The sequence below is a fragment of the Pseudomonas sp. WMBT8 genome, from assembly GCF_050916005.1.
Classification (GTDB): Bacteria; Pseudomonadota; Gammaproteobacteria; order Pseudomonadales; family Pseudomonadaceae; genus Aquipseudomonas.
Genome location: NZ_CP188096.1, coordinates 4,855,747 through 4,881,802 on the forward strand (window position 1 = coordinate 4,855,747; position 26,056 = coordinate 4,881,802).

General features: G+C 59.9%; 23 protein-coding genes. 17 read left to right on the forward strand and 6 right to left on the reverse strand.

The features are described from left to right. Positions 1 to 530 precede the first annotated feature (530 nt). Together ACO77H_RS22125 and ACO77H_RS22130 are read right to left on the reverse strand one after the other, a co-directional pair. Entirely contained in the window at positions 531 to 1,748 is a 1,218-nt protein-coding gene (locus tag ACO77H_RS22125) for an argininosuccinate synthase (RefSeq protein ID WP_029295244.1), read from the reverse strand. Positions 1,749 to 1,876: 128 nt separating this feature from the next. Next, entirely contained in the window at positions 1,877 to 2,785 is a 909-nt protein-coding gene (locus ACO77H_RS22130) for an OmpA family protein (RefSeq protein WP_169954445.1), read from the reverse strand. A gap of 156 nt (positions 2,786 to 2,941) precedes the next feature. Here ACO77H_RS22130 and pyrC point away from each other — a divergent pair, with 156 nt between their 5' ends. Both pyrC and rnt read left to right on the forward strand, forming a co-directional pair. Further along, entirely contained in the window at positions 2,942 to 3,988 is a 1,047-nt protein-coding gene (gene pyrC, locus ACO77H_RS22135) for a dihydroorotase (RefSeq protein ID WP_032858441.1), read from the forward strand. After that, complete coding sequence (gene rnt, locus ACO77H_RS22140) at positions 3,985 to 4,656, forward strand: ribonuclease T (protein ID WP_432754564.1); 672 nt, start codon at positions 3,985 to 3,987, stop codon at positions 4,654 to 4,656. Before pyrC ends, rnt begins: the two co-directional genes overlap by 4 nt. A gap of 71 nt (positions 4,657 to 4,727) precedes the next feature. Here rnt and ACO77H_RS22145 read toward each other — a convergent pair whose 3' ends face one another. Beyond that, on the reverse strand, positions 4,728 to 5,330 hold the full coding sequence (locus tag ACO77H_RS22145) for a peroxiredoxin (protein WP_032858443.1): 603 nt from the start codon (positions 5,328 to 5,330) through the stop codon (positions 4,728 to 4,730). A 235-nt stretch (positions 5,331 to 5,565) separates the two neighbouring features. Between ACO77H_RS22145 and ACO77H_RS22150 the strand changes: the two genes are divergently transcribed. Both ACO77H_RS22150 and bfr read left to right on the forward strand, forming a co-directional pair. Continuing rightward, positions 5,566 to 5,784, forward strand: a complete 219-nt coding sequence (locus tag ACO77H_RS22150) for a bacterioferritin-associated ferredoxin (protein ID WP_038442994.1) — start codon at positions 5,566 to 5,568, stop codon at positions 5,782 to 5,784. 201 nt (positions 5,785 to 5,985) lie between these two features. Beyond that, on the forward strand, positions 5,986 to 6,456 hold the full coding sequence (gene bfr, locus ACO77H_RS22155) for a bacterioferritin (RefSeq protein ID WP_038442996.1): 471 nt from the start codon (positions 5,986 to 5,988) through the stop codon (positions 6,454 to 6,456). A 79-nt stretch (positions 6,457 to 6,535) separates the two neighbouring features. Here the strand turns inward: bfr and grxD are convergent, their stop codons facing one another. Beyond that, complete coding sequence (gene grxD / locus ACO77H_RS22160) at positions 6,536 to 6,874, reverse strand: Grx4 family monothiol glutaredoxin (protein WP_032858447.1); 339 nt, start codon at positions 6,872 to 6,874, stop codon at positions 6,536 to 6,538. Between the two features lie 103 nt (positions 6,875 to 6,977). After that, entirely contained in the window at positions 6,978 to 9,086 is a 2,109-nt protein-coding gene (locus ACO77H_RS22165; protein ID WP_432754565.1) for a molybdopterin oxidoreductase family protein, read from the reverse strand. Between the two features lie 435 nt (positions 9,087 to 9,521). On the opposite strand from ACO77H_RS22165, the gene argF reads away from it, so the two are divergent. Together argF and ACO77H_RS22175 are read left to right on the forward strand one after the other, a co-directional pair. After that, positions 9,522 to 10,442: an ornithine carbamoyltransferase gene (gene argF / locus ACO77H_RS22170; RefSeq protein WP_169954448.1), complete on the forward strand. Its 921-nt coding sequence runs from the start codon at positions 9,522 to 9,524 to the stop codon at positions 10,440 to 10,442. Continuing rightward, a complete protein-coding gene (locus tag ACO77H_RS22175; RefSeq protein WP_169954449.1) occupies positions 10,439 to 11,548 on the forward strand; it encodes an ABC transporter ATP-binding protein in 1,110 nt (369 codons plus the stop codon). Before argF ends, ACO77H_RS22175 begins: the two co-directional genes overlap by 4 nt. A gap of 157 nt (positions 11,549 to 11,705) precedes the next feature. On the opposite strand, the gene ybaK is transcribed toward ACO77H_RS22175, so the two are convergent. Beyond that, entirely contained in the window at positions 11,706 to 12,176 is a 471-nt protein-coding gene (gene ybaK, locus ACO77H_RS22180) for a Cys-tRNA(Pro) deacylase (RefSeq protein ID WP_170041832.1), read from the reverse strand. Positions 12,177 to 12,547: 371 nt separating this feature from the next. On the opposite strand from ybaK, the gene ACO77H_RS22185 reads away from it, so the two are divergent. The 11 genes from ACO77H_RS22185 to ACO77H_RS22235 all read left to right on the forward strand — a co-directional run bounded on the left by ACO77H_RS22185 (position 12,548) and on the right by ACO77H_RS22235 (position 25,016). Then, positions 12,548 to 13,402, forward strand: coding sequence for an MIP/aquaporin family protein (locus ACO77H_RS22185; RefSeq protein WP_169954451.1), 855 nt, complete (start codon positions 12,548 to 12,550; stop codon positions 13,400 to 13,402). A gap of 79 nt (positions 13,403 to 13,481) precedes the next feature. Continuing rightward, the gene (glpK, locus tag ACO77H_RS22190) at positions 13,482 to 14,987 is read left to right on the forward strand and encodes a glycerol kinase GlpK (protein ID WP_169954452.1); all 1,506 of its coding nucleotides are present in this window, start codon (positions 13,482 to 13,484) and stop codon (positions 14,985 to 14,987) included. Between the two features lie 97 nt (positions 14,988 to 15,084). Then, positions 15,085 to 15,840, forward strand: coding sequence for a DeoR/GlpR family transcriptional regulator (locus tag ACO77H_RS22195; protein WP_038443004.1), 756 nt, complete (start codon positions 15,085 to 15,087; stop codon positions 15,838 to 15,840). 293 nt (positions 15,841 to 16,133) lie between these two features. After that, the gene (gene glpD, locus ACO77H_RS22200; RefSeq protein ID WP_170056802.1) at positions 16,134 to 17,672 is read left to right on the forward strand and encodes a glycerol-3-phosphate dehydrogenase; all 1,539 of its coding nucleotides are present in this window, start codon (positions 16,134 to 16,136) and stop codon (positions 17,670 to 17,672) included. A gap of 320 nt (positions 17,673 to 17,992) precedes the next feature. After that, positions 17,993 to 18,925, forward strand: a complete 933-nt coding sequence (locus ACO77H_RS22205) for a glutamate/aspartate ABC transporter substrate-binding protein (protein WP_170041830.1) — start codon at positions 17,993 to 17,995, stop codon at positions 18,923 to 18,925. Positions 18,926 to 19,117: 192 nt separating this feature from the next. Beyond that, entirely contained in the window at positions 19,118 to 19,864 is a 747-nt protein-coding gene (locus tag ACO77H_RS22210; protein ID WP_169954455.1) for an amino acid ABC transporter permease, read from the forward strand. After that, positions 19,864 to 20,535 (forward strand): amino acid ABC transporter permease, encoded by a 672-nt coding sequence (locus ACO77H_RS22215; protein ID WP_169954456.1) that lies wholly within the window; start codon positions 19,864 to 19,866, stop codon positions 20,533 to 20,535. Before ACO77H_RS22210 ends, ACO77H_RS22215 begins: the two co-directional genes overlap by 1 nt. Next, positions 20,532 to 21,266, forward strand: a complete 735-nt coding sequence (locus ACO77H_RS22220) for an amino acid ABC transporter ATP-binding protein (protein ID WP_170041829.1) — start codon at positions 20,532 to 20,534, stop codon at positions 21,264 to 21,266. Before ACO77H_RS22215 ends, ACO77H_RS22220 begins: the two co-directional genes overlap by 4 nt. 162 nt (positions 21,267 to 21,428) lie before the next feature. After that, positions 21,429 to 23,330 carry a sensor histidine kinase gene (locus tag ACO77H_RS22225; protein ID WP_169954458.1) on the forward strand — a complete coding sequence of 634 codons (1,902 nt, stop codon included), beginning with the start codon at positions 21,429 to 21,431 and terminating at the stop codon, positions 23,328 to 23,330. A 56-nt stretch (positions 23,331 to 23,386) separates the two neighbouring features. After that, positions 23,387 to 24,667, forward strand: a complete 1,281-nt coding sequence (locus ACO77H_RS22230; RefSeq protein WP_432755776.1) for a sigma-54-dependent transcriptional regulator — start codon at positions 23,387 to 23,389, stop codon at positions 24,665 to 24,667. Between the two features lie 10 nt (positions 24,668 to 24,677). Continuing rightward, positions 24,678 to 25,016 (forward strand): GlpM family protein, encoded by a 339-nt coding sequence (locus ACO77H_RS22235; protein WP_057438356.1) that lies wholly within the window; start codon positions 24,678 to 24,680, stop codon positions 25,014 to 25,016. Positions 25,017 to 26,056: the final 1,040 nt, after the last annotated feature.

Here is a 26,056-nt window from a genome sequence, read left to right on the forward strand (position 1 = left end):
CAAGCAGAGACCCAACCCACAAAGTTATGAGAATAGGCCTACAAAAAAACGCCTATATGGATGTGTGGGTTATTGTTTGGCCTTTCAGAACTTTCCGTGAGCAAACATATTTTGAGCAAAAAAACGCCTGCCAAACCAGCAAAAGTAAACACGACGCACGCCACTTTCAGGAAATGCCCCTTGCCAGGGTTGTACCGGGAGGGACCAATACAGAAAAACACCTCTCGGAAAAGTTCCATGGAAAAATTCACTACTAACCATGTACCGAACCATCTGACAGATAATTCTTAAGATAAAACCAGATACCTGATCCGTCCTACTAATTAACCGAATGAATTTAAACATAAATACTCATATACGGTTAACCTACCAACTTCCAGATACAAAAATCACAAGCAACCCATAATAAACAGCAACACCCTCAACACCAGAAAAAACATTAAACATGATTAAACAACGACGCCCAAAATTACAGTCAAAAAAAATGGCCCCTCATTCGAGGGACCACTTTTTATCCAGCCTGGACGACATCAGAACAACTTGCGGCCCTTGTTGGCCGCAATGCGCATGCGCAGAGCGTTGAGCTTGATGAAGCCAGCGGCGTCGGCCTGGTTGTAGGCGCCGCCATCTTCTTCAAAGGTCGCGATGTTGGCGTCGAACAGCGACTCATCGGACTTGCGACCGGTGACAATCACGTTGCCCTTGTACAGCTTCAGGCGCACAACGCCGTTCACATGGACCTGGGACGCGTCGATCATCTGTTGCAGCATCAGGCGCTCAGGGCTCCACCAGTAGCCGGTGTAGATCAGGCTGGCGTACTTGGGCATCAGCTCGTCCTTGAGATGAGCTACTTCACGGTCCAAGGTGATGGACTCGATGGCGCGGTGAGCGCGCAGCATGATGGTGCCACCCGGGGTTTCGTAGCAGCCACGGGACTTCATGCCCACGTAGCGGTTTTCGACGATATCCAGACGACCGATACCGTGCTCGCCACCGATACGGTTCAGGGTCGCCAGTACGGTGGCCGGAGTCATTTCGACACCGTCCAGCGCAACGATGTCGCCGTTGCGGTAGGTCAGTTCCAGGTATTGCGGCTTGTCAGGAGCGTTCTCCGGGGAGACGGTCCATTTCCACATGTCTTCTTCGTGCTCGGTCCAGGTGTCTTCCAGTACGCCGCCTTCATAGGAGATGTGCAGGAGGTTGGCATCCATCGAGTACGGGGACTTTTTCTTACCGTGGCGCTCGATCGGGATGGCGTGCTTTTCAGCGTAATCCATCAGCTTTTCACGGGACAGCAGGTCCCACTCACGCCAAGGAGCAATCACTTTCACGCCTGGCTTCAAGGCATAGGCGCCCAGTTCGAAACGCACCTGGTCGTTGCCCTTGCCGGTGGCACCATGGGAAATGGCGTCTGCGCCGGTTTCATTGGCAATTTCGATCAGGCGCTTGGCGATCAGAGGACGTGCGATGGAAGTACCCAGCAGGTACTCGCCTTCGTAGACGGTGTTGGCGCGAAACATCGGGAAAACGAAATCGCGGACGAATTCTTCGCGCAGGTCGTCAATGTAGATCTCTTTGACGCCCATGGCTTGCGCCTTGGCTCGTGCAGGTTCGACCTCTTCGCCCTGACCCAGGTCAGCGGTAAAGGTCACCACTTCACAGTTATAAGTATCCTGCAGCCACTTGAGGATCACCGAAGTGTCCAGGCCGCCGGAATACGCGAGAACGACCTTGTTTACGTCGGCCATGCCATCACTCCACGGGGTTTTACGGAAAGGCGTCGATTCTACCGATCAAAACCGTGAAATTACAGGGGCGCGACAGCAAATGAAGATAAAGCGACAGATTATGTCGGGCGAGCGACGAATGGCCGCACCTAAGAGGTCGCTGCTGCGTTCGCCGGACCCGCAGCCTGAGGCGCCGGCTTTTCTGGGGCGGGCACGCGGTCGAGGTGGATATTCACCCGTCGGTTCTTCGCCCGGTTGGCAGGATTGGTATTGGGTACCAGTGGATAACGTTCACCGTGGAAACGCAGCACGATCTGCGACTCGGGGATGCCGTTGGCCTTGAAGAAGTCCATCACGGCCAAGCCTCGGCGTCGGGACAGGTCACGATTGGTCAGGCGGTTGCCGCTGTTGTCCGAGTGGCCGTCCAGCTCGATATGGTTGACCGTAGGGTCGGCCTTGATGAACTCAAGCATCACCATCAACTTGGCCTTGGCGGCTGGGTCCAGGTCGATGCCGCCGCCCGGAAAGCCGACTTCAGCCTGCTTGACCTGCTCGAAATTCATCGGCAGCAACTTCGCGGTACACAACTGGTAGTCGCTGTAGGCCTTGTTAAAGCGTACCGGCAGCAGGCGGATCTCCGAATAACCACCATCCCGCGAATAGTGGCGCACGGTCGGGCTGCGGCCATCGAGCAAGCCATTGAACAGGCGCCCGGCCTGGGCCTGGGAACTGTTGAACAGCACATCACCACTGCCGGCCCGCACGGCGCCGAGGTTGATATCACCGCGCCCAGGCTGCCACGGCGCGGCCGCCGCCAATAGTGTTGCAGAGCCGACGCCCAACGCACCGTTGTAGGCTTTCAAACGAAATGTCGCCTGCTCGCCGGCCCGGCGCACGAACTCACCCGAACCAAAATCGGCGATAGGTTGGCTCAAGCGGCACTCGAACTTGTCGCCTTCCACCTTCCACTCAATATTTTCCAGGCGCGTCTGGAACGTCAGGGCCATCGCGGGCAGGCTGGCGAACACGCTGAGCAGGGCTAGATATTGCTGGCGCACGGGCGGCTCCACTGGTTTCTACAACACAACAAGGCGTCATACATCGTTAAGGCATACCCAGGGATATCGGTCGCGTCCTGCAAAACTTGATAGCGAGTGCCTGCAAGAGTCTTTTCCGGTAGCATTCCCACCAGATTGACCCGCCTGGAATCCCCAATGTCCGACCGCCTGACCCTGCTGCGTCCCGACGACTGGCATATTCATCTTCGCGATGGTGCTGCGTTGCCCCAAACCGTGGCCGATGTTGCGCGCACGTTTGGCCGCGCCATCATCATGCCTAACCTGGTACCTCCGGTGCGCAATGCCGCAGAAGCCGACGCCTATCGCCAGCGCATCCTCGCTGCGCGGCCGGCCGGCAGCCGCTTCGAACCGTTGATGGTGCTCTACCTGACCGACCGCACCCAGCCCGCCGAAATCCGCGAGGCCAAGGCCAGCGGTTTCGTACACGCTGCCAAGCTGTATCCGGCCGGCGCCACGACCAACTCCGACTCCGGCGTGACCAGTATCGACAAGATCCTGCCCGCCATCGAAGCCATGGCCGAAGTGGGCATGCCGCTGCTGATCCACGGTGAAGTCACCCGTGGCGATGTCGATGTGTTCGATCGCGAGAAGATCTTCATCGACGAACACATGCGCCGTGTGGTCGAGCTGTTCCCGACCCTCAAGGTGGTGTTCGAGCACATCACCACCGCAGACGCCGTGCAGTTCGTCACCGAGGCGTCGGCCAACGTCGGCGCGACCATCACCGCGCATCACCTGCTGTACAACCGCAACCACATGCTGGTGGGCGGGATCCGGCCGCACTTCTATTGCCTGCCGATCCTCAAGCGCAACACCCACCAGGTGGCGTTGCTCGATGCGGCTACCAGTGGCAGTGCGAAGTTCTTCCTCGGCACCGACTCGGCGCCCCACGCCCAGCACGCCAAGGAAGCGGCCTGCGGCTGTGCCGGCTGCTACACCGCTTATGCGGCGATCGAGCTGTACGCCGAGGCCTTCGAGGCGCGTAACGCCCTGGACAAACTCGAGGCTTTCGCCAGCCTCAATGGCCCGCGTTTCTACGGCCTGCCGGCGAATACCGACCGTATTACCCTGGTCCGTGAAGACTGGACCGCCCCCACCAGCCTGCCATTTGGCGAGCTGACCGTTATCCCGCTGCGCGCCGGTGAAACACTGCGCTGGCGCCTGCTGGAGGAACACAAGTGAGTGAAGACCATTACGACGACGAACAAGAACACGGTGGCGGCGGTTCGCGCCATCCGATGGCCGAGCGTTTTCGCGGCTATCTGCCTGTCGTTATCGACGTAGAAACCGGCGGCTTCAATTGCGCTACCGATGCGCTGCTGGAAATTGCAGCAACCACCATCGGCATGGACGAACAGGGCTTTGTGTATCCAGAACACACCCATTTCTTCCGCGTCGAGCCGTTTGAAGGCGCCAACATCGAAGCCGCAGCCCTGGAATTCACCGGGATCAAGCTCGACCATCCGTTGCGCATGGCCGTTAGCGAAGAAGCGGCATTGACCGATATCTTCCGTAGCGTACGCAAGGCCTTGAAGGCCAACGGCTGCAAACGCGCGATCCTGGTCGGCCACAACAGCAGCTTCGACCTGGGCTTCCTCAACGCCGCCGTGGCGCGCCTGGACATGAAGCGCAACCCGTTCCATCCGTTCTCCAGCTTTGACACCGCCACCCTGGCTGGCCTGGCTTATGGCCAGACCGTACTGGCCAAGGCGTGCCAGGCAGCCGGTATCGACTTCGACGGTCGCGAGGCCCACTCAGCTCGCTACGACACCGAGAAGACTGCCGATCTGTTCTGCGGCATCGTCAACCGCTGGAAGCAGATGGGCGGCTGGGAAGATTTCAGCGACTGATTGAATCGCCAAATCCCACGCATAAAAAAACCGGCCCTCTCAGGCCGGTTTTTTTTCACCGCGAACCTGGCTTACAGCTTGCCAGCGTTCTCGGTCAGGTAAGCCGCAACGCCTGCTGGCGAAGCGTTCATGCCTTTGTCGCCTTTTTTCCAGTTGGCTGGGCAGACTTCGCCGTGCTCTTCGTGGAATTGCAGAGCGTCGACCAGGCGGATCAGCTCTTCCATGTTACGGCCCAGCGGCAGGTCGTTGATGATCTGCGAGCGCACAACGCCCTTGTCGTCGATCAGGAACGCGCCACGGAAAGCCACGCCGCCTTCGGACTCAACGTCGTAGGCCTTGGCGATGTCGTGCTTCATGTCGGCAGCCATGGTGTATTTGACTTTGCCGATGCCGCCATCATTGATAGCGGTGTTGCGCCAGGCGTTGTGGGTGAAATGGGAGTCGATGGAAACGGCGACCACTTCAACGTTACGCGCCTTGAAATCGTCCATGCGGTGATCCAGGGCGATCAGCTCGGACGGGCAGACGAAGGTGAAGTCCAGCGGATAGAAGAACACCAGGCCGTATTTGCCTTTGATGGCTTCAGACAGCTTGAAGCTGTCAACGATTTCGCCATTGCCGAGGACGGCTGGGACGTCGAAATCCGGGGCTTGTTTGCCGACGAGTACGCTCATTGGTTATCTCCTGATGGTAATTGAAGTAAATGGACCGCCCTTGAGTCTGCCGCGAATTGACGACAGGCCTGTGACGCGATCACGCTTCGTAAAGACCGACCATCATACCTGAAAAAAGCCGTTCGTCAGTGTGGGGGCCAGGGCGGGCAACGGTTTGAGAAAGCACTTTGACAATCATTCTCGTTAACATTAAGATCCATCGCACTTAAGCCTTAAACCGCGATGGTTCTCCCTTATGTATGTCTGCCTCTGCACTGGCGTCACCGACGGACAAATCCGCGAAGCGATCTATGAAGGTTGCTGCAGCTACAAGGAAGTGCGTGAAACCACCGGCGTTGCCAGCCAATGTGGCAAATGTGCCTGCCTTGCCAAGCAAGTGGTACGGGAAACCCTGACAAAACTGCAGGTAGCCCAGGCGGCGATCCCCTACTCGGCAGAATTTACACACGCCTGAAACAGCCTATTTTAAAGAACCGGACTTAGTGTCCGGTTTTTTTATGCCTGTAATTCAAATAGTTAGGGCCAAGACGCGGAACACAAACATTCTTATTCCGATTAATTTTCATTTATTATTCAATAACTTAGGTTTGACACCAGTAATTGTGCAGCTCAAACTCCGCCCTATATACAACGAACACAGGGCAGGACCCCAATCATGAAAGGCGACATCTCAGTCATCCAGCAACTCAACAAAATCCTTGCCAATGAACTGGTCGCGATCAATCAGTACTTCCTGCATGCACGCATGTATGACGATTGGGGTCTGGAAAAGCTCGGCAAGCGTGAGTACAAGGAATCGATCAAGGCCATGAAGGACGCGGACGCGCTGATCAAGCGCATCCTGTTCCTCGAAGGCCTGCCGAACGTCCAGGACCTGGGCAAGCTGAACATCGGCGAGCACACCCTGGAAATGCTCAACAGCGACCTGGGCTTCGAACGCAAGAGCCATGCCGACCTCAAGGCCGCCATCGCCCATTGCGAAACCAAGGGCGACTTCGGCAGCCGCGAACTGCTGGAAGACATCCTCGAAGACCAGGAAGAACATATCGACTGGCTGGAAACCCAAGTTGGCCTGATCGACAAAGTGACCCTGGAGAACTACCTGCAATCGCAAATGGGTGAATAACCCATCGCCTGCCGGTAAACATCAGGCACAAAAAAGCCCCGCTCTCGAATGAGAAGCGGGGCTTTTTATTGAGCGCCGATTACGCTTCGGTCTTGGCCGCCGCTTTTTCAGCAGCATCCTTGATCAGCGCTTGCAACGAACCATCAGCCGCCATTTCGGTGATGATGTCGCTACCGCCGACCAGCTCACCGGCCACCCACAGTTGTGGGAAAGTAGGCCAGTTGGCGTACTTGGGCAGATTGGCGCGGATTTCCGGGTTTTGCAGGATATCGACGTAAGCGAACTTTTCGCCACACTGCATGACAGCCTGGGAGGCCTTCGCGGAGAAGCCGCACTGCGGGGCATTCGGCGCGCCCTTCATGTAAAGCAGAATGGTGTTGTTAGCAATCTGCTCTTTAATCGTTTCGATGATATCCATGGAACACCTCGGCTGGAACTTTGCGACTCACAGGTCGGCACGGTGGCGCATTGTAACGCAAAATCCCAGCGTGGTGCTCGGGCTCCCCGACAGACTCACTGCGTCACGCCGCCGCGACCTGCACCGGCACGCCATTCAATGCCGCGTTGCCCGACAACTCATCCAACTGCCGCTCATCCGTCAGGTCGTTGGCACTGGCCCCCGGCTGCGCGCTGGCAATGTTCATGTGCACGCCCGGCCGGTCATGACCCCAACCGTGGGGCAGGCTGACCACGCCGGGCATCATCTCCAGGCTGGCCAGCACTTGCACCTCGATCATGCCGATCCGCGAACTGACCCGCACACGCTGCCCGTCACTGAGCTGGCGATTGGCTAAGTCATCCGGGTGCATCAGCAACTGGTGCCGCGGCTTGCCCTTCACCAGCCGGTGATAGTTATGCATCCATGAATTATTGCTGCGTACGTGCCGGCGGCCGATCAACAGCAACTCATCGACCTTGGGCAACGGCAATGCGGCAAACCGCGCCAGGTCCGCGAGGATCACTGCTGGCGCCGCCTGCACCCGACCATTGGCGGTTTTCAAGCGCGCGGCCAGGTTGGCCTTCAGCGGCCCCAGGTCCAGGCCGTGGGGATGCTCGGCCAACATCGCCACTGACAACTTGTGCGTGGAGGCGTCGCCATAGGCTCCCGCCCGCAGGCCCAGGTCAATCATCTGCGCCGGCGCCAGGGTCGGCTTGAGCGGATTGCCGGTGCGGGCCGCAAACGCCTGGGCCAGGCCGACGAAAATCTCCCAGTCGTGCAGTGCACCCTCGGGCTTGGGCAGAATCGCCCGGTTGAAGCGCGTGACATTGCGCACTGCAAACATGTTGAAGGTGGTGTCGTAGTGATCGTTTTCCAGGGCCGAGGTCGATGGCAGGATCAGGTCGGCATAGCGTGTGGTCTCGTTGATATACAGATCGACACTGACCATGAACTCCAGGCCGTCCAGCGCCTGCTCGAGTTGCCGCCCATTGGGCGTGGACAGCACCGGATTGCCAGCCACTGTCACCAGTGCGCGGATTTGTCCTTCGCCCTCGGTGAGCATTTCTTCGGCCAGGGCCGACACCGGCAACTCGCCGCTGTACTCGGGACGCCCGGACACCCGGCTCTGCCAACGATTGAAATGCCCGCCGGACGTGGCCGCCACCAGGTCTACCGCAGGCTCAGTGCACAAGGCACCGCCGACCCGGTCCAGATTGCCGGTAACCAGGTTGATCAACTGCACCAGCCAGTGGCACAAGGTACCGAACGCCTGGGTCGACACCCCCATGCGCCCGTAGCAGACAGCCTTGTCTGCCGCCGCAAAATCCCGCGCCAACTGGCGAATCTGCTCGGCCGGCACCGCGCATTGCGCGCTCATGGCCTCGGCGGTAAAGCCCGCGACAGCGCGGCGCACCTCGTCCAGGCCATCCACCGGCAAGTGGCTGTCGCGGGTCAGGTGCTCGCTGAACAATGTGTTGAGTAACCCAAACAGCAACGCCGCATCGCCACCGGGGCGCACAAACAGATGCTGGTCGGCCATGGCCGCCGTCTCACTGCGCCGGGGGTCGACCACCACTACTTTGCCGCCACGCGCCTGAATGGCCTTCAGGCGTTTCTCCACGTCCGGCACGGTCATGATGCTGCCATTGGAGGCCAGTGGATTGCCGCCAAGGATCAGCATGAAGTCGGTCTGGTCGATATCCGGGATGGGCAGCAACAGGCCATGGCCGTACATCAGGTGGCTGGAAAGGTGATGGGGCAACTGGTCTACCGATGTCGCAGAGAAGCGGTTGCGCGTCTTCAACTGCCCGAGGAAGTAATTGCTGTGCGTCATCAAGCCATAGTTATGCACGCTGGGGTTGCCCTGATACACCGCCACCGCATTGTGCCCATGCCGCGCCTGGATCCCCGCCAGCCGTTCGGCCACCAGGGCGAAGGCCTCGTCCCAGGGGATCGGCTGCCATTCGCTGCCTACCCGCAACATGGGTTGGTGCAGGCGATCGGGATCGTTCTGAATATCCTGTAGGGCCACGGCCTTGGGGCAGATATGGCCGCGGCTGAAGGTGTCCTGTGCATCACCCTTGATCGAGGTGATGGCAATACTGCCATCATCCGAGGTGGTGGTTTCCAGGGTCAGGCCGCAGATGGCTTCGCACAGGTGGCAGGCACGGTGATGGAGAGTCTTGGTCATGGCCAGTCTCTTTATTAGGGCTTTGGCCCGACTATGAGCCGCGCCCATCGGCGGCGCCAGCAACGTTCGCCCCGTGAATCAACGGGCATCAGGCCAGGCCATGGGTAAGCATGAGCAAATGTTTCAGAAACCTCCCACACCGCCCAGGAAACCGACCCAACCTGGCCCGGGGCCGTCATCACACATTGCAAAAGGTCGCGGCGCCAGTGTACAAATGACCCGCTGCTGTCCGTAAACAGGCCTCAAAAGTGCAATTCCCGCCCCTTTGAACACCCCTAAAAAACCGTAGCCTATTGGTAAGACGCGACATTTAGTGTCAATATCGCGCCTTCCCCTATTTCGTCGCCCCGTGCGGCTTTCGCCGCAGGTCTCGCCCGTTGTCACAATAAACAAGGCTTTGAGTATCTGCGGTCTGTTGCAAAAAGGTAGTTAATGATGAGCGCAAGGCACTTTCTCTCCCTGATGGATTGCACGCCCGAAGAGCTGGTCAGCGTGATCCGTCGAGGCATTGAGCTTAAAGACCTGCGTAATCGCGGCGTACTGTTCGAGCCTTTGAAAAACCGCGTACTCGGGATGATTTTCGAGAAATCGTCCACCCGTACCCGCCTGTCCTTCGAAGCCGGCATGATCCAGCTCGGCGGCCAGGCCATTTTCCTGTCGCCACGGGACACCCAACTGGGCCGTGGCGAGCCGATCAGCGATTGCGCCATCGTCATGTCGCGCATGCTCGATGCGGTGATGATCCGTACCTTCGCCCACAGCACCCTCACCGAGTTTGCCGCCAACTCGCGGGTGCCGGTGATCAACGGCCTGTCCGATGACCTGCATCCCTGCCAGTTGCTCGCCGATATGCAGACGTTCCTCGAACATCGCGGCTCGATCCAGGGCAAGACCGTGGCCTGGATCGGCGATGGCAACAACATGTGCAACAGCTATATAGAAGCGGCGATCCAGTTCGACTTCCATCTGCGCATCGCCTGCCCCGAGGGCTATGAGCCGAGCGCCGAATTCCTGGCCAAGGCCGACGCCCGCGTACAAATCGTGCGCGACCCGAAGGACGCGGTGATCGGCGCGCACCTGGTGAGTACCGACGTCTGGACCTCCATGGGCCAGGAAGACGAGACCGCCAAGCGCTTGGCCCTGTTCGCACCTTATCAAGTCACCCGCGAATTGCTCGACCTCGCCGCGCCGGATGTGCTGTTCATGCACTGCCTGCCGGCCCATCGCGGCGAAGAAATCAGCCTCGACCTGTTGGACGACTCGCGCTCCGTCGCCTGGGACCAGGCAGAAAACCGCCTGCACGCCCAGAAGGCCTTGCTGGAGTTCCTGGTCCCACCGGCGTACCACCACGCATGAGCCAGCCACTTCTGCTGAATCTACGCAATCTGGCATGCGGCTATCAGGACCAACGGGTGGTGCAGAACCTCAACCTGCACCTTAACGCCGGCGATATCGGTTGCCTGCTGGGCTCCTCGGGCTGCGGCAAAACCACTACCCTGCGGGCGATTGCCGGGTTCGAACCGGTGCACGAAGGTGAGATCAACCTGGCCGGCGAAGTGATCTCCAGCGCCGGCTTTACCCTGGCACCGGAGAAACGTCGCATTGGCATGGTGTTCCAGGACTACGCGCTGTTTCCGCACCTCTGCGTGGCCGACAACATTGGCTTCGGCATTCGCAAACACCCGCACAAAGAGCGCGTGGTCGCCGAGCTGCTGGAATTGGTCAACCTGAAGAACCTGGGCAAGCGCTTCCCCCACGAACTGTCTGGCGGCCAGCAACAGCGCGTGGCCCTGGCCCGTGCGTTGGCGCCGGAGCCGCAATTGCTGCTGTTGGACGAACCCTTTTCCAACCTTGACGGTGAACTGCGGCGCAAGCTCAGCCATGAAGTGCGCGACATCCTCAAGGCGCGTGGCACCAGTGCGATCCTGGTCACCCATGACCAGGAAGAAGCGTTTGCCGTGAGCGATCACGTCGGCGTGTTCAAGGAAGGCCGGCTGGAGCAGTGGGATACGCCCTACAACCTCTATCACGAACCGCTGACACCCTATGTCGCGAGCTTTATTGGCCAGGGTTATTTCATCCGTGGCCAGTTGAGCACGCCGGAGTCGGTCAGCACCGAGTTGGGCGAGTTGCGCGGTAATCGTGCCTATACCTGGCCGACTGGCTCTGCGGTAGACGTTTTGCTGCGCCCGGATGACATCGTGTATGCACCGGACAGCGCCTTGAAAGCGCAGATTGTCGGCAAGACCTTCCTGGGTGCCTCGACCTTGTACCGCTTACAGTTGCCGACCGGCGCCCAGCTGGAATCGATTTTCCCCAGCCATGCCGATCATCAGGTGGGTGCGCAGGTGGGGATCCGCGTGGCGGCCGAACACCTGGTGCTGTTCCAGGCCTCGGGGAGCACGGCGGCGCAGATTCCGCAGGTGGAGTCCGGCGTGCGGCGCTACAGCACTGCCAGCTGAAGAAACCGAATCCAAAATGTGTACAGGCTTGTGTGGGAGCCTGGCTTGCCCGCGATGCAGGCGCCTCGGGTTGTCAGCTACAGCGAGGTGATGCTATCGCAGGCAAGCCAGCTCCCACAGAGGCTCGCTCCCACATTTGATCCCACCGTTATTGAATTCAAGCCCGGCCAATCGGCGCAAATTTGCCCTGGGTCTGCTCGGCCAACACCGCCGCCGCCAACTCCACTTCCAAGCCCCTCCTACCCGCACTGACAAAAATTGTCGCAAAAGGCTGTGCGCTCTCATCGATGAAGGTGCGCAAGCGTTTCTTCTGCCCCAGCGGGCTGATCCCGCCCAACAAATAGCCGGTAGAACGCTGCGCCGCAGCGGGGTCGGCCATCTCGACTTTCTTCACCCCTGCCGCATGCGCCAGGGCCTTCAAATCCAGACTTCCGACGACCGGCACCACCGCCACCAATAACTCGCTCTTTTCGCTGCTGGCGAGCAGGGTCTTGAACACCCGCGCCGGGTCGAGACTCAACTTCTCCGCGGCCTCCAGGCCATAAGAGGCGGCCTTGGGGTCATGTTCGTAACTGTGGATACGATGTTCGGCGCGAACTTTTTTCAACAAGTCCAATGCGGGTGTCATGGGGGCTCCAGGCTCGGGGGAAACGTGGAAAAGCAGGCCACCGATTCTAGGACAAACCCAGGCAAAACGCTCTAGTGCAGGGCGCTGTGCGACGAATCCGCGCAGATCCTGGCCACGCTCGCCGCCCATTGCGTCGCCTTGTTGCGGCGATCATTCACCGTGTTAATAGTTTGAAAATGACCGACCGTTCACTTTCGACCTTTGACAGCGGTGTTTCTTGTCTATATTTTTTCGTTTCCGAATACTGTAGGAATCTATCCACAGTGTCCGAGCAGTAAGCCGTGACCAGGATGGGGATCCTCGTCACGGTGAAAATCGCGCACCGCCCGTTGTGGCACCGCGCCAGACAAGAAAAAAAATCGAGGTTTTCAATGACAACTGCTCTTCAACAGCCTTCTCTTTCAAGCCAATGCATGGCCGAGTTCCTCGGCACCGCGCTGCTGATCTTCTTCGGCACCGGCTGTGTCGCTGCGCTCAAGGTCGCGGGTGCCAGCTTTGGCTTGTGGGAAATCAGCATCATCTGGGGGATCGGCGTGAGCATGGCGATCTACCTGAGCGCCGGCATTTCCGGGGCTCATCTCAATCCAGCCGTCAGTATCGCGCTGTGCATCTTTGCCGATTTCGACAAGCGCAAACTGCCCTTCTACATCATTGCCCAGGTTGCCGGCGCCTTTTGCTCGGCCGCGCTGGTCTACACGCTCTACAGCAACCTGTTTTTCGATTACGAACAAACTCACCAGATGGTCCGCGGCTCCGCAGCTAGCCTGGAGCTGGCCTCGGTGTTCTCTACCTACCCCCACGCCTTGCTGAATACAGCCCAGGCGTTCCTGGTGGAAATGGTCATCACCGCCATCCTCATGGGCGTGATCATGGCCTTGACCGACGACAACAATGGCTTGCCCCGTGGCCCGCTGGCCCCGCTGCTGATCGGTTTGCTGATCGCGGTGATCGGCAGCGCCATGGGCCCGCTGACCGGGTTTGCGATGAACCCGGCACGGGATTTCGGCCCTAAACTGATGACGTTTTTCGCCGGTTGGGGTGAAATGGCCTTCACCGGCGGGCGCGATATTCCTTATTTCCTGATTCCGATCTTTGCACCGATTGTCGGTGCCTGCCTCGGCGCTGCGGCCTATCGCGGGTTGATTGCCCGCCATCTGCCCAACGCCACAGCGGCTACAACTGATGCAGCCGAAACCGCCGCCAGCGGTAACACCCGAACTTCCTGAAAGCGGTAGCCTGGGCCCTTCTGCCCCTTTGCGGCCCAGGCTACTTACCCATTCCCTTTTTCCGTCCAAGGCAATCGACATGACCGACACACAGAATAAGAACTACATCATTGCCCTCGATCAGGGCACCACCAGTTCCCGGGCGATCATCTTTGATCGTGACGCCAACGTGGTGTGCACCGCCCAACGCGAATTCGTCCAGCACTACCCGCAAGCCGGCTGGGTCGAGCATGATCCGATGGAAATCTTCGCCACCCAAAGTGCCGTGATGGTCGAGGCCCTGGCACAAGCCGGCCTGCATCACGACCAGGTTGCGGCCATCGGCATCACCAACCAGCGTGAAACCACGGTGGTCTGGGACAAGATCACCGGCCGCCCGATCTACAACGCCATCGTCTGGCAGTGCCGGCGCAGCACCGAGATCTGCCAGCAGCTCAAGCGCGACGGCCATGAGCAATACATCAGCGACACCACCGGCCTGGTCACCGACCCGTACTTCTCCGGCACCAAGCTGAAGTGGATCCTCGATAACGTCGAAGGCAGCCGCGAACGCGCGCGCAACGGCGAACTGCTGTTCGGCACCATCGACAGCTGGCTGATCTGGAAATTTACCGGCGGCAAGACCCACGTCACCGACTACACCAACGCCTCGCGCACCATGCTCTTCAACATCCACACCCTGGAGTGGGATGCGAAGATGCTCGAGGTGCTGGACATCCCGCGGGAAATGCTGCCGCAAGTGAAGTCCTCCTCAGAAATCTATGGCCGCACCAAAAGCGGGATTGCCATCGGCGGCATTGCCGGTGACCAGCAAGCTGCTCTGTTCGGCCAGATGTGCGTCGAGCCGGGCCAGGCGAAAAATACCTACGGCACTGGCTGCTTCCTGCTGATGAACACCGGCGACAAGGCCGTCAAGTCCCAGCACGGCATGCTCACCACCATCGCCTGCGGCCCCCGTGGCGAAGTGGCCTACGCGCTCGAAGGCGCGGTGTTCAACGGCGGCTCCACCGTGCAGTGGCTGCGCGACGAACTGAAGATCATCAACGACGCCCACGACACCGAATACTTCGCCAACAAGGTCAAGGACAGCAACGGCGTATACCTGGTGCCGGCGTTCACCGGCCTGGGCGCTCCGTACTGGGACCCCTATGCCCGTGGTGCGCTGTTCGGCCTGACCCGTGGCGTACGCGTGGATCACATTATTCGTGCAGCCCTGGAGTCGATTGCCTACCAGACCCGCGACGTGCTCGACGCCATGCAGCAGGACTCCGGCGAACGCCTCAAATCCCTGCGGGTGGACGGCGGTGCGGTGGCCAATAACTTCTTGATGCAGTTCCAGGCCGATATCCTCGGCACCCAGGTCGAGCGCCCGCAAATGCGCGAGACCACGGCGTTGGGCGCGGCCTACCTGGCCGGCCTGGCCTGTGGTTTCTGGGGCAGCCTGGATGAATTGCGTGGCAAGGCGGTGATCGAGCGCGAATTCGAACCGCAACTGGACGAGGCCGCCAAAGAAAAACTCTACGCCGGCTGGAAAAAAGCGGTCAGCCGCACCCGCGACTGGGAACCCCACGAAGGCGCCGAATAAGCCACGCGCCGGACCCACTTAGGGTTGTAACTGGCAGGGAGCAGATTCCTGCGTCATCATGGGCCACTTTTTTGTACGGCAGCCCAAAGGACGCCCCATGAATCTGCCTCCCCGTCAGCAGCAAATCCTCGAACTGGTCCGCGAACGCGGCTACGTCAGTATCGAGGAAATGGCGCAGCTGTTCGTTGTGACCCCGCAAACCATCCGCCGCGACATCAACCAACTGGCCGAAGCCAACCTGCTGCGTCGCTACCACGGCGGCGCCGCCTATGACTCCAGCGTCGAAAACACCGAGTACGCCATGCGTGCCGACCAGATGCGCGATGAAAAACAGCGTATTGGCGAAGCCATTGCCGCACAGATCCCCGATCATGCCTCGCTGTTCATCAATATCGGCACCACCACCGAATCCATCGCCCGGGCGCTGCTCAACCACAGCCACCTGAAGATCATCACCAACAACCTCAACGTCGCCATGATGCTCAGCGCCAAGGACGACTTCGACGTGCTGCTGACTGGCGGCAATGTGCGCCGTGACGGCGGCGTGGTGGGCCAGGCCAGCGTGGACTTCATCAACCAGTTCAAGGTCGACTTCGCCCTGGTGGGTATCAGCGGCATCGATGAGGACGGCAGCCTGCTCGACTTCGATTACCAGGAAGTGCGGGTTTCCCAGGCGATCATTGCCAATGCACGCAAGGTGATCCTGGCAGCGGACTCGAGCAAATTCGGGCGCAATGCCATGATTCGCCTGGGGCCGATCAGCTTGATTGATTGCCTGGTCACCGATCAGCAGCCGGTGCCGGCGCTGGTCCAGTTGTTGAGCCAGAACAAGATTCGCCTGGAAGTCGTCTGATCTGGCCCTGAGATCTCTGGCGCCTGGACCACCTTCATCGCGGGCAAGCCCACTCCCACAGTTGGAATGCGATCAACCTGTGGGAGCGGGCTTGCCCGCGATGGCAACCTAAAGAGCAACAACGCTCTTGAGCCAGCAGCAGGCTCAATGTTCACAATTTTTCCTTTCCCCGCCCTTCGATGAGTTTTTTCAATCGAAGTCGACTGGCTGTGCCCGCGTTTATAGGCTACCATTTTCGCAAATGAACATTAATGTTCGAATTCAAATATAAATAAAGATCGCGAGGCCAGCCGATGACCCCTTCTACCTTGCCTGCTCCACCCCTTGCCGAAGTCTATGATGTTGCCGTTATCGGTGGTGGGATCAATGGCGTGGGCATCGCGGCAGACGCGGCCGGTCGCGGCTTGTCGGTATTCCTTTGTGAAAAGGACGACCTGGCCAGCCACACCTCGTCCGCCAGCAGCAAGCTGATCCACGGCGGCCTGCGCTATCTTGAACATTACGAATTCCGCCTGGTCCGCGAGGCCCTGGCCGAACGCGAAGTGCTGCTGGCCAAGGCTCCGCACATCGTCAAGCAGATGCGCTTTGTGCTGCCCCATCGCCCGCACCTGCGCCCGGCCTGGATGATTCGTGCCGGCCTGTTCCTGTATGACCACCTCGGCAAGCGCGAAAAACTCGCAGGTTCCAAGAGCCTGAAGTTCGGTGCCGACAGCCCGCTGAAAAGCGAGATCACCAAGGGCTTCGAATACTCCGACTGCTGGGTCGACGACGCACGCCTGGTAGTACTCAACGCCATGGCCGCCCGGGAAAAAGGGGCGCATATCCACACCCAGACCCGTTGCGTCAGCGCCCGTCGCAGCAAGGGCCTGTGGCACCTGCACCTGGAACGCGCCGATGGCAGCCTGTTGTCGATCCGCGCCAAGGCCCTGGTGAATGCGGCCGGCCCGTGGGTCGCCAAATTCATCAAGGATGACTTGAAGCTCGATTCGCCCTACGGCATCCGCCTGATCCAGGGTAGCCACCTGATCGTGCCAAAACTGTATGAAGGCGCCCATGCGCACATCCTGCAGAACGAGGACGGGCGTATCGTCTTCACCATTCCGTACCTCAACCACCTGACCATCATCGGCACCACCGACCGTGAGTACACCGGCGACCCGGCGAAAGTGGCGATCACCGAAGGTGAAACGGACTACATGCTCAAGGTGGTCAATGCCCACTTCAAGCAGCAGTTGAGCCGCGACGATATCGTGCACACCTATTCCGGCGTGCGTCCGCTGTGCAACGACGAGTCGGATAACCCGTCGGCCATCACCCGCGACTACACCCTGGCGCTGTCCGGTACTGGTGAGGAAGCGCCGATCCTGTCGGTGTTCGGCGGCAAGCTGACCACCTACCGCAAGCTTGCCGAGTCGGCCCTGGCGCAACTGGCCCCGTACTTCCCGCATATCAAGCCAAGCTGGACGGCCAAGGCCAGCCTGCCCGGCGGCGAAGACATGAGCACCCCAGAAGCCCTGGCCTCGGACATTCGCAGCAAGTTCGAGTGGATCCCCAGCGAAATCGCCCGCCGCTGGTCGACCACCTATGGCAGCCGCACCTGGCGCCTGCTCGAAGGCGTGCAATCGCTGGCCGACCTGGGCGAGCACCTGGGTGGTGGCCTGTACACCCGGGAAGTCGACTACCTGTGCGCCGAGGAATGGGCGACCCAGGCCTACGACATCCTGTGGCGCCGCACCAAACTGGGGCTGTTCACCACCCCCGAGGAGCAGGAGAACCTGCAGCGCTACCTGGTCAAGGTCGAGCAGAACCGCAGCAAGATCGAAGCGGCCTGAATGACAAAGCCCCTGCACCGAAAGGTCCAGGGGCTTTTTTTGGCTCGCACATCGTAAGCAGACTCCTACAAATTCGGTTTTCCGAACGCGATACCTCCCCCTATTCGGTTTGCCGGACTTAAACACCGGATAAACATCGTCACATAAAGTTAATAACCATATAAATCATATAGTTAGATCTTTATTAGCAGTCTGGCACGACTCATGCTCTACACTTGGGACGTGTTTGCCTGAGATGCTTCAGGAGCCGTCACAGGCATTCGCTGTATCGAAAGAGCCGTCCAGGCTTCATAAAAAAAACAAATGTCGAGGAAGTATTGATGCGTATCGTTCCCCATATTTTGGGCGCAGCCATTGCTGCCGCTCTGATTAGCACTCCAGTCTTCGCCGCCGAACTGACCGGCACGCTGAAGAAAATCAAAGAGTCGGGCACCATCACCCTGGGCCACCGCGACGCCTCCATTCCGTTTTCCTACATTGCGGATGGTTCGGGCAAGCCAGTGGGCTACTCCCACGACATTCAACTGGCCATCGTCAAAGCTGTCGAGAAAGACCTCGGCATGAAGGAAGGCGAGCTGAAGGTCAAATACAACCTGGTCACTTCGCAAACCCGTATCCCGCTGGTGCAGAACGGCACCGTGGACGTTGAGTGTGGTTCCACCACCAACAACGTTGAGCGTCAGCAACAAGTCGACTTCTCCGTCGGCATCTTCGAAATCGGTACCCGTCTGCTGTCCAAAAAGGACTCGACCTACAAGGATTTCGCTGACCTCAAGGGCAAGAACGTCGTGACCACCGCCGGCACCACGTCCGAGCGCATTCTCAAGTCCATGAACGCTGATAAGCAGATGGGCATGAACGTGATCTCCGCCAAGGACCACGGTGAGTCCTTCCAGATGCTGGAAAGCGGCCGCGCCGTTGCCTTCATGATGGACGATGCGCTGCTGGCCGGTGAGATGGCTAAGGCCAAGAAGCCAGACGACTGGGCTGTAACGGGGACTGCACAGTCCTACGAAATCTACGGCTGCATGGTTCGCAAAGGCGATGCACCGTTCAAGAAAGCAGTCGACGATGCAATCGTTGCTACCTACAAGTCGGGCGAGATCAACAAGATCTACGACACCTGGTTCCAAAAGCCGATCCCACCAAAAGGCCTGAACCTGATGTTCCCGATGAGCGACGAACTCAAGGCCCTGATCGCCAATCCGACCGACAAAGCAGCCGACGACAAAACGGCTGAAAAAAAGTCCTGATTCCGAACTAACCTTATCCCCTGGGGGAGCCAACCCTCCCTCAGGTGCCTGTTACTACCTGCTGGCATTATTTGGAACACTCGACCTGGCGGTTTGCGAGCCGATCGTGTGTGTCTGACGTTCACCGTCAGGCGGGAATGGATCTTCCCCAAGCGGGTGCTTGTACATCGATCGATTTCGGGGGAGACCCTAATGAATTACAACTGGGACTGGGGCGTATTCTTCAAGTCCACCGGCGTGGGCAGCGAGACTTATCTCGACTGGTTCATCTCCGGTTTGGGCTGGACCATCGCCATCGCCGTCGTGGCATGGATCGTCGCCTTGCTACTGGGCTCGATGCTGGGTGTGATGCGCACGATGCCTAACCGCCTCGTAGCCGGCATCGCCACCTGCTACGTGGAACTGTTTCGTAATGTGCCGCTGCTGGTTCAGCTGTTCATCTGGTACTTCCTGGTACCTGACCTGCTGCCACAAAACCTGCAGGACTGGTACAAACAAGACTTGAACCCGACCACCTCGGCCTACCTGAGCGTTGTCGTGTGCCTGGGCCTGTTCACCGCCGCCCGCGTATGTGAACAAGTGCGTACCGGTATCCAGGCGCTGCCTCGCGGCCAGGAAGCCGCCGCACGTGCCATGGGTTTCAGCCTGTCACAGATCTACTGGAACGTGCTGCTGCCCCAGGCCTACCGGATCATCATCCCGCCGCTTACCTCGGAATTCCTCAACGTGTTCAAGAACTCCTCCGTGGCGTCCTTGATCGGCCTGATGGAATTGCTGGCACAAACCAAGCAGACCGCCGAATTCTCGGCCAACCTGTTTGAAGCCTTCACCCTGGCCACGCTGATCTACTTCACCCTGAACATGAGCCTGATGCTGCTGATGCGCCTGGTCGAGAAGAAAGTCGCGGTGCCTGGCCTGATTTCCGTGGGGGGCAAATAATGGACTTCGATTTCAGCGGCATTATCCCAGCCATGCCCGGCCTGTGGAACGGCATGGTCATGACCTTGAAGCTGATGGTCATGGGCGTGGTCGGCGGTATCTTCCTCGGTACCATCCTGGCCTTGATGCGCCTGTCCTCCAGCAAACTGCTGTCGCGCGTGGCCGGCGCCTATGTGAACTACTTCCGCTCGATCCCGCTGCTGTTGGTGATCACCTGGTTCTACCTGGCGGTACCATTCGTATTGCGCTGGATCACTGGCGAAGACACGCCAATCGGTGCATTCACCTCCTGCGTCGTGGCCTTCATGATGTTCGAGGCGGCGTACTTCTGCGAAATCGTGCGGGCCGGCGTGCAGTCGATCCCCAAGGGCCAGATGGCTGCGGCACAAGCGATGGGCATGACCTACAGCCAGACCATGCGCCTGATCATCCTGCCCCAGGCGTTTCGCAAGATGACCCCGCTGCTGCTGCAGCAGAGCATCATCCTGTTCCAGGACACCTCGCTGGTCTACACCGTGGGCCTGGTGGACTTCCTCAACTCCGCCCGCTCCAACGGCGACATTATCGGCCGCTCCAATGAGTTCCTGATCTTTGCCGGTGTCGTCTACTTCATCATCAGCTTTGCCGCCTCGCTGCTGGTCAAGCGTCTGCAAAAAAGGTTTGCCGTATGATCTCTATCAAGAACATCAACAAGTGGTATGGCGACTTCCAGGTGCTGACCGATTGCAGCACTGATGTCAAAAAAGGCGAAGTGATCGTGGTGTGCGGGCCATCCGGCTCGGGCAAGTCCACCCTGATCAAGTGCGTCAACGCCCTGGAACCGTTCCAGAAAGGTGACGTTGTGGTCGACGGCACCTCGATTGCCGACCCGAAGACCAACCTGCCGAAACTGCGCTCGCGCGTGGGCATGGTGTTCCAGCACTTCGAACTGTTCCCGCACATGACCATCATCAAGAACCTGACCGTCGCACAGGTGAAGGTGTTGGGCCGCAGCGAAGAAGAGGCCAAGAAGAAAGCCCTGCAATTGCTCGAACGCGTGGGCCTGTCGGCGCACCAGGACAAGCATCCAGGCCAGCTTTCCGGCGGCCAGCAACAGCGCGTGGCGATTGCCCGTGCCCTGGCCATGGACCCGATCGTCATGCTGTTCGACGAACCGACTTCAGCCCTGGACCCGGAGATGGTCAACGAAGTGCTGGACGTGATGGTGCAACTGGCCCAGGAAGGCATGACCATGATGTGCGTGACCCACGAAATGGGCTTCGCCCGCAGAGTGGCCGACCGTGTGATCTTCATGGATGCCGGCAAGATCATCGAAGACTGCCCTAAAGATGAGTTCTTCGGCGATATCAGCGCCCGTTCCGAACGTGCGCAGCACTTCCTCGAGAAAATCCTGCAGCACTAAGCACAACACAGCGTCCACTGTAGAAACCGGGCCCTGTGGGAGCGGGCTTGCCCGCGATTGCGGCGTATCAGTCAACCTGTCTGTGGTTGACCTACCGTCATCGCGGGCAAGCCTGCTCCCACACCGGTCCAGGCAAGCGCTGGTTGACCCAAGGCATCTGTGATGAAATGCGACCCCACCCTCTATCGCGCCGCGCCGCCATCACTTGCCGTGAAGCCTCGTCTGATTCGCCAGTTGTTCCTGCCGCCCCTGATCATCCTGTTGATGATCGGCCTGGGTTTTATCGGCTTCTGGACCAGCGAGCACTACGGCATCCGCACCCTGGGCGAGAACGGCGAGCGTCAGTTGGAGCTGCATGCGCGCACGGTCGAGAGTGAGATCAGCAAATACACCTACCTGCCCAGCCTGCTGGAACTGGAATCCAGCGTCTCCAGGCTGTTGGCCGAGCCAAGCCCGGAACACCGGCAAGCCGTCAACGAATACCTCGAAGGCCTGAACCGGCGTAGCCGCAGTCGGGCGATTTATGTGATGGACACCACCGGCCGTGTGATGGCCACCAGCAACTGGCGCGATGTTGACAGCTACCTGGGTGAAGACCTGTCGTTCCGCGCCTATTTCCAGAATGCCGTGCGTGGCCAGCCCGGCCGTTTCTATGGCATCGGCAGCACCAATGGCGAACCCGGCTACTACCTGGCCCATGGCCTGGAAGAACGCGGCAAGATCATTGGCGTCGCGGTGGTCAAGGTGCGCCTCGAAGCGCTGGAAGAACGCTGGCAGCGCGCGCGCCTGGAAGCCTTTGTCAGCGATGAGAACGGCATCATCATCCTCTCCAGCGACCCGGCGCGCCGGCTCAAGGCCGTGCGCCCGCTGAGCGACGATACCAAGGAGCGCCTGGCTCGCAGCCTGCAATATTACTGGGCGACCCTCAACGAACTGCAACCCCTGGCCCGCGAACAGCTGGATGCTGGTACCGAGAAGCTGACGTTCCCGGCCAACAGTGAAGTGGTGACCGACGACCAGGAAGTCACCTACCTCGCCCAGACCCGACCGCTGAACGACACGCCGTGGAACTTCACCCTGCTCACCCCGCTCAACGACCTGCGCCAGGCGGCGATCAACCAGGGCATCCTCGTCGCCGTGGCCTTTGCCCTGGTGGCGTTCCTGCTGATTGCCTGGAACGAGCGACGCAAGGTGATCGCCACGCGCCTGGCTGCCCGCGAGGCCCTGCAAGAAGCCAACAACCAGCTGGAGCGGCGGATTGCCGAGCGCACCGCCGACCTGCGGGCCAGCAACGAACGGCTCAAGGCGCAGATCCGCGAACGCCGCCAGGCCGAAGAAACCCTGCGCCGCGCCCAGGACGAATTGGTCCAGGCCGGCAAACTGGCGGCCATCGGCCAGATGTCCACCAGCATCGCCCATGAACTGAACCAGCCCCTGGCGGCCCTGCGCACCTTGTCCGGCAACACCGTGCGCTTCCTGGAACGCGGAGCCCTGGATACTGCCAGCACCAATCTCAAGACCATCAACGAACTGATCGACCGCATGGGCCGCATCACCGCCAGCCTGCGCTCGTTTGCCCGACGCGGCGACGACCAGGGCGAAGCCAGCCTGGGCAAGGCCGTGGATGCGGCGTTCCAGGTCCTGGGCAGCCGCCTCGACAGCCTGCCGCTGACCGTCCACCGTGGTTTTAGCCAGGCCCTGTTGCAGATCGACCAGACGCGCCTGGAGCAGATCCTGGTCAACCTGATCGGCAACGCCCTGGATGCGATGCACGCCCAACCCGCCCCCGAGTTGTGGCTGGAAAGCGATATCAGCGACGGAAAATATCGCCTGCGGGTGCGGGACAACGGGCACGGCATAGACCCTGAGACCCGCAAGCATCTGTTCGAACCCTTTTTTACCACCAAACCCGGCGAGCAAGGGCTGGGCCTGGGCCTGACCCTGTCGGCCAGCCTTGCAGCGGCCACCGGCGGCAACCTGGCCGTCGAGCACCCGGCCGTTGGTGGTACGGCCTTTGTCCTGAGCCTGCCCCTGGCAGGCCATCAACCCGGCGAATCGATATGAACAGCCAACCCAATACCGAACTGACCGTGCTGATCGTCGAAGACGATCCCCATGTGTTGCTCGGCTGCCAGCAAGCCCTGGCCCTGGAAGATATTCCCAGCGTCGGCGTGGCCAGCGCCGAAGAGGCTCTCAAATGTGTCGGCGAGAACTTTGCCGGCATTGTGATCAGCGATATCCGCCTGCCCGGTATCGACGGCCTGGAGCTGTTGACCCGCCTCAAGGCCCTGGATAAAAGCCTGCCGGTGGTGCTGATCACCGGCCACGGCGATATTTCCATGGCCGTGGGCGCGATGCGCAACGGTGCCTATGACTTCATGGAAAAACCCTTTTCCCCGGAGCGCCTGGTAGACGTGGTGCGCCGCGCCCTCGAACAGCGCGGCCTGGCTCGGGAGGTCTGGGCGCTACGCCGGCAACTGGCCGAGCGTGACTCCCTGGAAGGCCGGATCATCGGGCGCTCGCCGGCGATGCAGAACCTGCGCGAGCTGATCGCCAACGTCGCCGACACCTCGGCCAACGTGCTGATCGAAGGCGAGACCGGCACCGGCAAGGAGCTGGTCGCCCGCTGCCTGCACGACTTCAGCCGCCGCCACGCCCACCAGTTCGTCGCCCTGAACTGCGGTGGCCTGCCGGAAAACCTGTTCGAAAGCGAGATTTTCGGCCACGAAGCCAACGCCTTTACCGGCGCGGGCAAACGGCGGATCGGCAAGATCGAACATGCCCACGAGGGCACGCTGTTCCTCGACGAAGTGGAAAGCATGCCGATGAACCTGCAGATCAAACTGCTGCGGGTCTTGCAGGAGCGCACCCTGGAACGCCTGGGTTCGAACCAGAGCGTGGCCGTGGATTGCCGGGTGATCGCCGCCACCAAGTCCGACCTCGACGAATTGAGTCGCGCCAACCAGTTCCGCAGCGACCTGTACTACCGCCTGAACGTGGTCACCCTGGAACTGCCGCCGCTGCGCGAGCGTCGTGAAGATATCCTGCAACTGTTCGAACACTTCCTGCAGCAGTCCTCCCTGCGCTTTGACCGCATCGCCCCGGAACTGGACAACCAGACCCTGTCCAGCCTGATGAGCCACGACTGGCCCGGCAACGTGCGAGAACTGCGCAACGTCGCCGAACGTTTTGCCCTGGGCCTGCCGGCCTTCAAGAAAAGCGGCACCAGCCCCGACAACCATGGCCTGGCCTTTACCGAGGCGGTGGAAGCCTTTGAACGCAACCTGCTCAGCGACGCCCTGCAACGCAGCGGCGGCAACCTGACCCAGGCCAGCCTGGAACTGGGAATGGCCAAGACCACCCTGTTCGACAAGGTCAAGAAATACGGCCTGAGCCATTAAGGAGAACTGCGTGGATTTAGTCTTCAAGGCCGCCCTCGGTGCGGCGGTGGTATTGCTCCTGGCGGTGCTGGCCAAAACCAAGAACTATTACATCGCCGGCCTGGTGCCGCTGTTTCCGACCTTTGCCCTGATCGCCCACTACATCGTCGGCAAGGGCCGGTCGGTAGACGATCTGAAGACCACCATCGTGTTCGGCATGTGGTCGATCATTCCGTACTTTGTGTACCTGGCGACGCTGTACGTGATGGTCGATCGCATGCGCCTGGAGGCCTCACTGGCGGTGGCCGCAGTGGCGTGGTTGATGGCGGCGACGGTGCTGGTGAGTGTGTGGATTCGAATCCACGCCTGACACTCCACCGCTCCCCTGTGGGAACTGGACCAACTCGACACCCCCATAAAACCGAGCTGCCTGCATCGCAGCCTCGCTAAAGCTCGACAGCTCCCACACTTGCTCAGTGTCCTTCCCCAATCCCTTGTAGGAGCTGTCGAGCCCCGGCGAGGCTGCGATAGGATCAACTCGGTACACCTGCAAAACCGAGCTGCCTGCATCGCAGCCTCGCTAAAGCTCGACAGCTCCCACATTTGCTCCGTGTCCTTCCCCGATCCCTTGTAGGAGCTGTCGAGCCCCGGCGAGGCTGCGATAGGATCGACTCGGTACACCTGCAAAACCGAGCTGCCTGCATCGCCACCTCGCTAAAGCTCGACAGCTCCTACATTTGCTCCGTGTCCTTCCCCAATCCCTTGTAGGAGCTGTCGAGCCCCGGCGAGGCGGCGATGGGATCGACTCGGTATACCTACAAAACCGAGCTGCCTGCATCGCCACCTCGCTAAAGCTCGACAGCTCCCACACTTGCTCCGTGTGCCTCCCCAATCCCTTGTAGGAGCTGTCGAGCCCCGGGGAGGCTGCGATAGGATCGACTCGGTACACCTGCAAAACCCAGTTGCCCGCATCGCCGCCTCGCTAAAGCTCGACAGCTCCCACACTTGCTCCGTGTGCCTCCCCAATCCCTTGTAGGAGCTGTCGAGCCCCGGCGAGGCGGCGATGGGATCGACTCGGTATACCCGCAAAACCCAGTTGCCCGCATCGCAGCCTCGCTAAAGCTCGACAGCTCCCACATTTGCTCAGTGTGTATCCCCAATCCCTTGTAGGAGCTGTCGAGCCCCGGCGAGGCTGCGATGGGATCGACTCGGTACACCCATAAAACCCAGTTGCCTGCATCGCCGCCTCGCTAAAGCTCGACAGCTCCCACACTTGCTCCGTGTGCCTCCCCAATCCCTTGTAGGAGCTGTCGAGCCCCGGCGAGGCGGCGATGGGATCAACTCGGTATACCTACAAAACCGAGCTGCCCGCATCGCCGCCTCGCTAAAGCTCGACAGCTCCTACATTTG

Excerpts from the sequence above, each read along its gene's own strand:
- ACO77H_RS22220 (WP_170041829.1), top strand. The coding sequence starts at position 20,532 with ATGATCTCTATCAAGAACATCAACAAGTGGTATGGCGACTTCCAGGTG.
- bfr (WP_038442996.1), top strand. The coding sequence starts at position 5,986 with ATGAAAGGCGACATCTCAGTCATCCAGCAACTCAACAAAATCCTTGCC.
- argF (WP_169954448.1), top strand. The coding sequence starts at position 9,522 with ATGAGCGCAAGGCACTTTCTCTCCCTGATGGATTGCACGCCCGAAGAG.
- ACO77H_RS22165 (WP_432754565.1), bottom strand. The coding sequence starts at position 9,086 with ATGACCAAGACTCTCCATCACCGTGCCTGCCACCTGTGCGAAGCCATC.
- ACO77H_RS22205 (WP_170041830.1), top strand. The coding sequence starts at position 17,993 with ATGCGTATCGTTCCCCATATTTTGGGCGCAGCCATTGCTGCCGCTCTG.
- ACO77H_RS22175 (WP_169954449.1), top strand. The coding sequence starts at position 10,439 with ATGAGCCAGCCACTTCTGCTGAATCTACGCAATCTGGCATGCGGCTAT.
- ybaK (WP_170041832.1), bottom strand. The coding sequence starts at position 12,176 with ATGACACCCGCATTGGACTTGTTGAAAAAAGTTCGCGCCGAACATCGT.
- ACO77H_RS22215 (WP_169954456.1), top strand. The coding sequence starts at position 19,864 with ATGGACTTCGATTTCAGCGGCATTATCCCAGCCATGCCCGGCCTGTGG.
- glpK (WP_169954452.1), top strand. The coding sequence starts at position 13,482 with ATGACCGACACACAGAATAAGAACTACATCATTGCCCTCGATCAGGGC.
- ACO77H_RS22195 (WP_038443004.1), top strand. The coding sequence starts at position 15,085 with ATGAATCTGCCTCCCCGTCAGCAGCAAATCCTCGAACTGGTCCGCGAA.
- ACO77H_RS22225 (WP_169954458.1), top strand. The coding sequence starts at position 21,429 with ATGAAATGCGACCCCACCCTCTATCGCGCCGCGCCGCCATCACTTGCC.
- ACO77H_RS22145 (WP_032858443.1), bottom strand. The coding sequence starts at position 5,330 with ATGAGCGTACTCGTCGGCAAACAAGCCCCGGATTTCGACGTCCCAGCC.
- ACO77H_RS22150 (WP_038442994.1), top strand. The coding sequence starts at position 5,566 with ATGTATGTCTGCCTCTGCACTGGCGTCACCGACGGACAAATCCGCGAA.
- pyrC (WP_032858441.1), top strand. The coding sequence starts at position 2,942 with ATGTCCGACCGCCTGACCCTGCTGCGTCCCGACGACTGGCATATTCAT.
- ACO77H_RS22185 (WP_169954451.1), top strand. The coding sequence starts at position 12,548 with ATGACAACTGCTCTTCAACAGCCTTCTCTTTCAAGCCAATGCATGGCC.
- glpD (WP_170056802.1), top strand. The coding sequence starts at position 16,134 with ATGACCCCTTCTACCTTGCCTGCTCCACCCCTTGCCGAAGTCTATGAT.
- ACO77H_RS22125 (WP_029295244.1), bottom strand. The coding sequence starts at position 1,748 with ATGGCCGACGTAAACAAGGTCGTTCTCGCGTATTCCGGCGGCCTGGAC.
- ACO77H_RS22210 (WP_169954455.1), top strand. The coding sequence starts at position 19,118 with ATGAATTACAACTGGGACTGGGGCGTATTCTTCAAGTCCACCGGCGTG.
- grxD (WP_032858447.1), bottom strand. The coding sequence starts at position 6,874 with ATGGATATCATCGAAACGATTAAAGAGCAGATTGCTAACAACACCATT.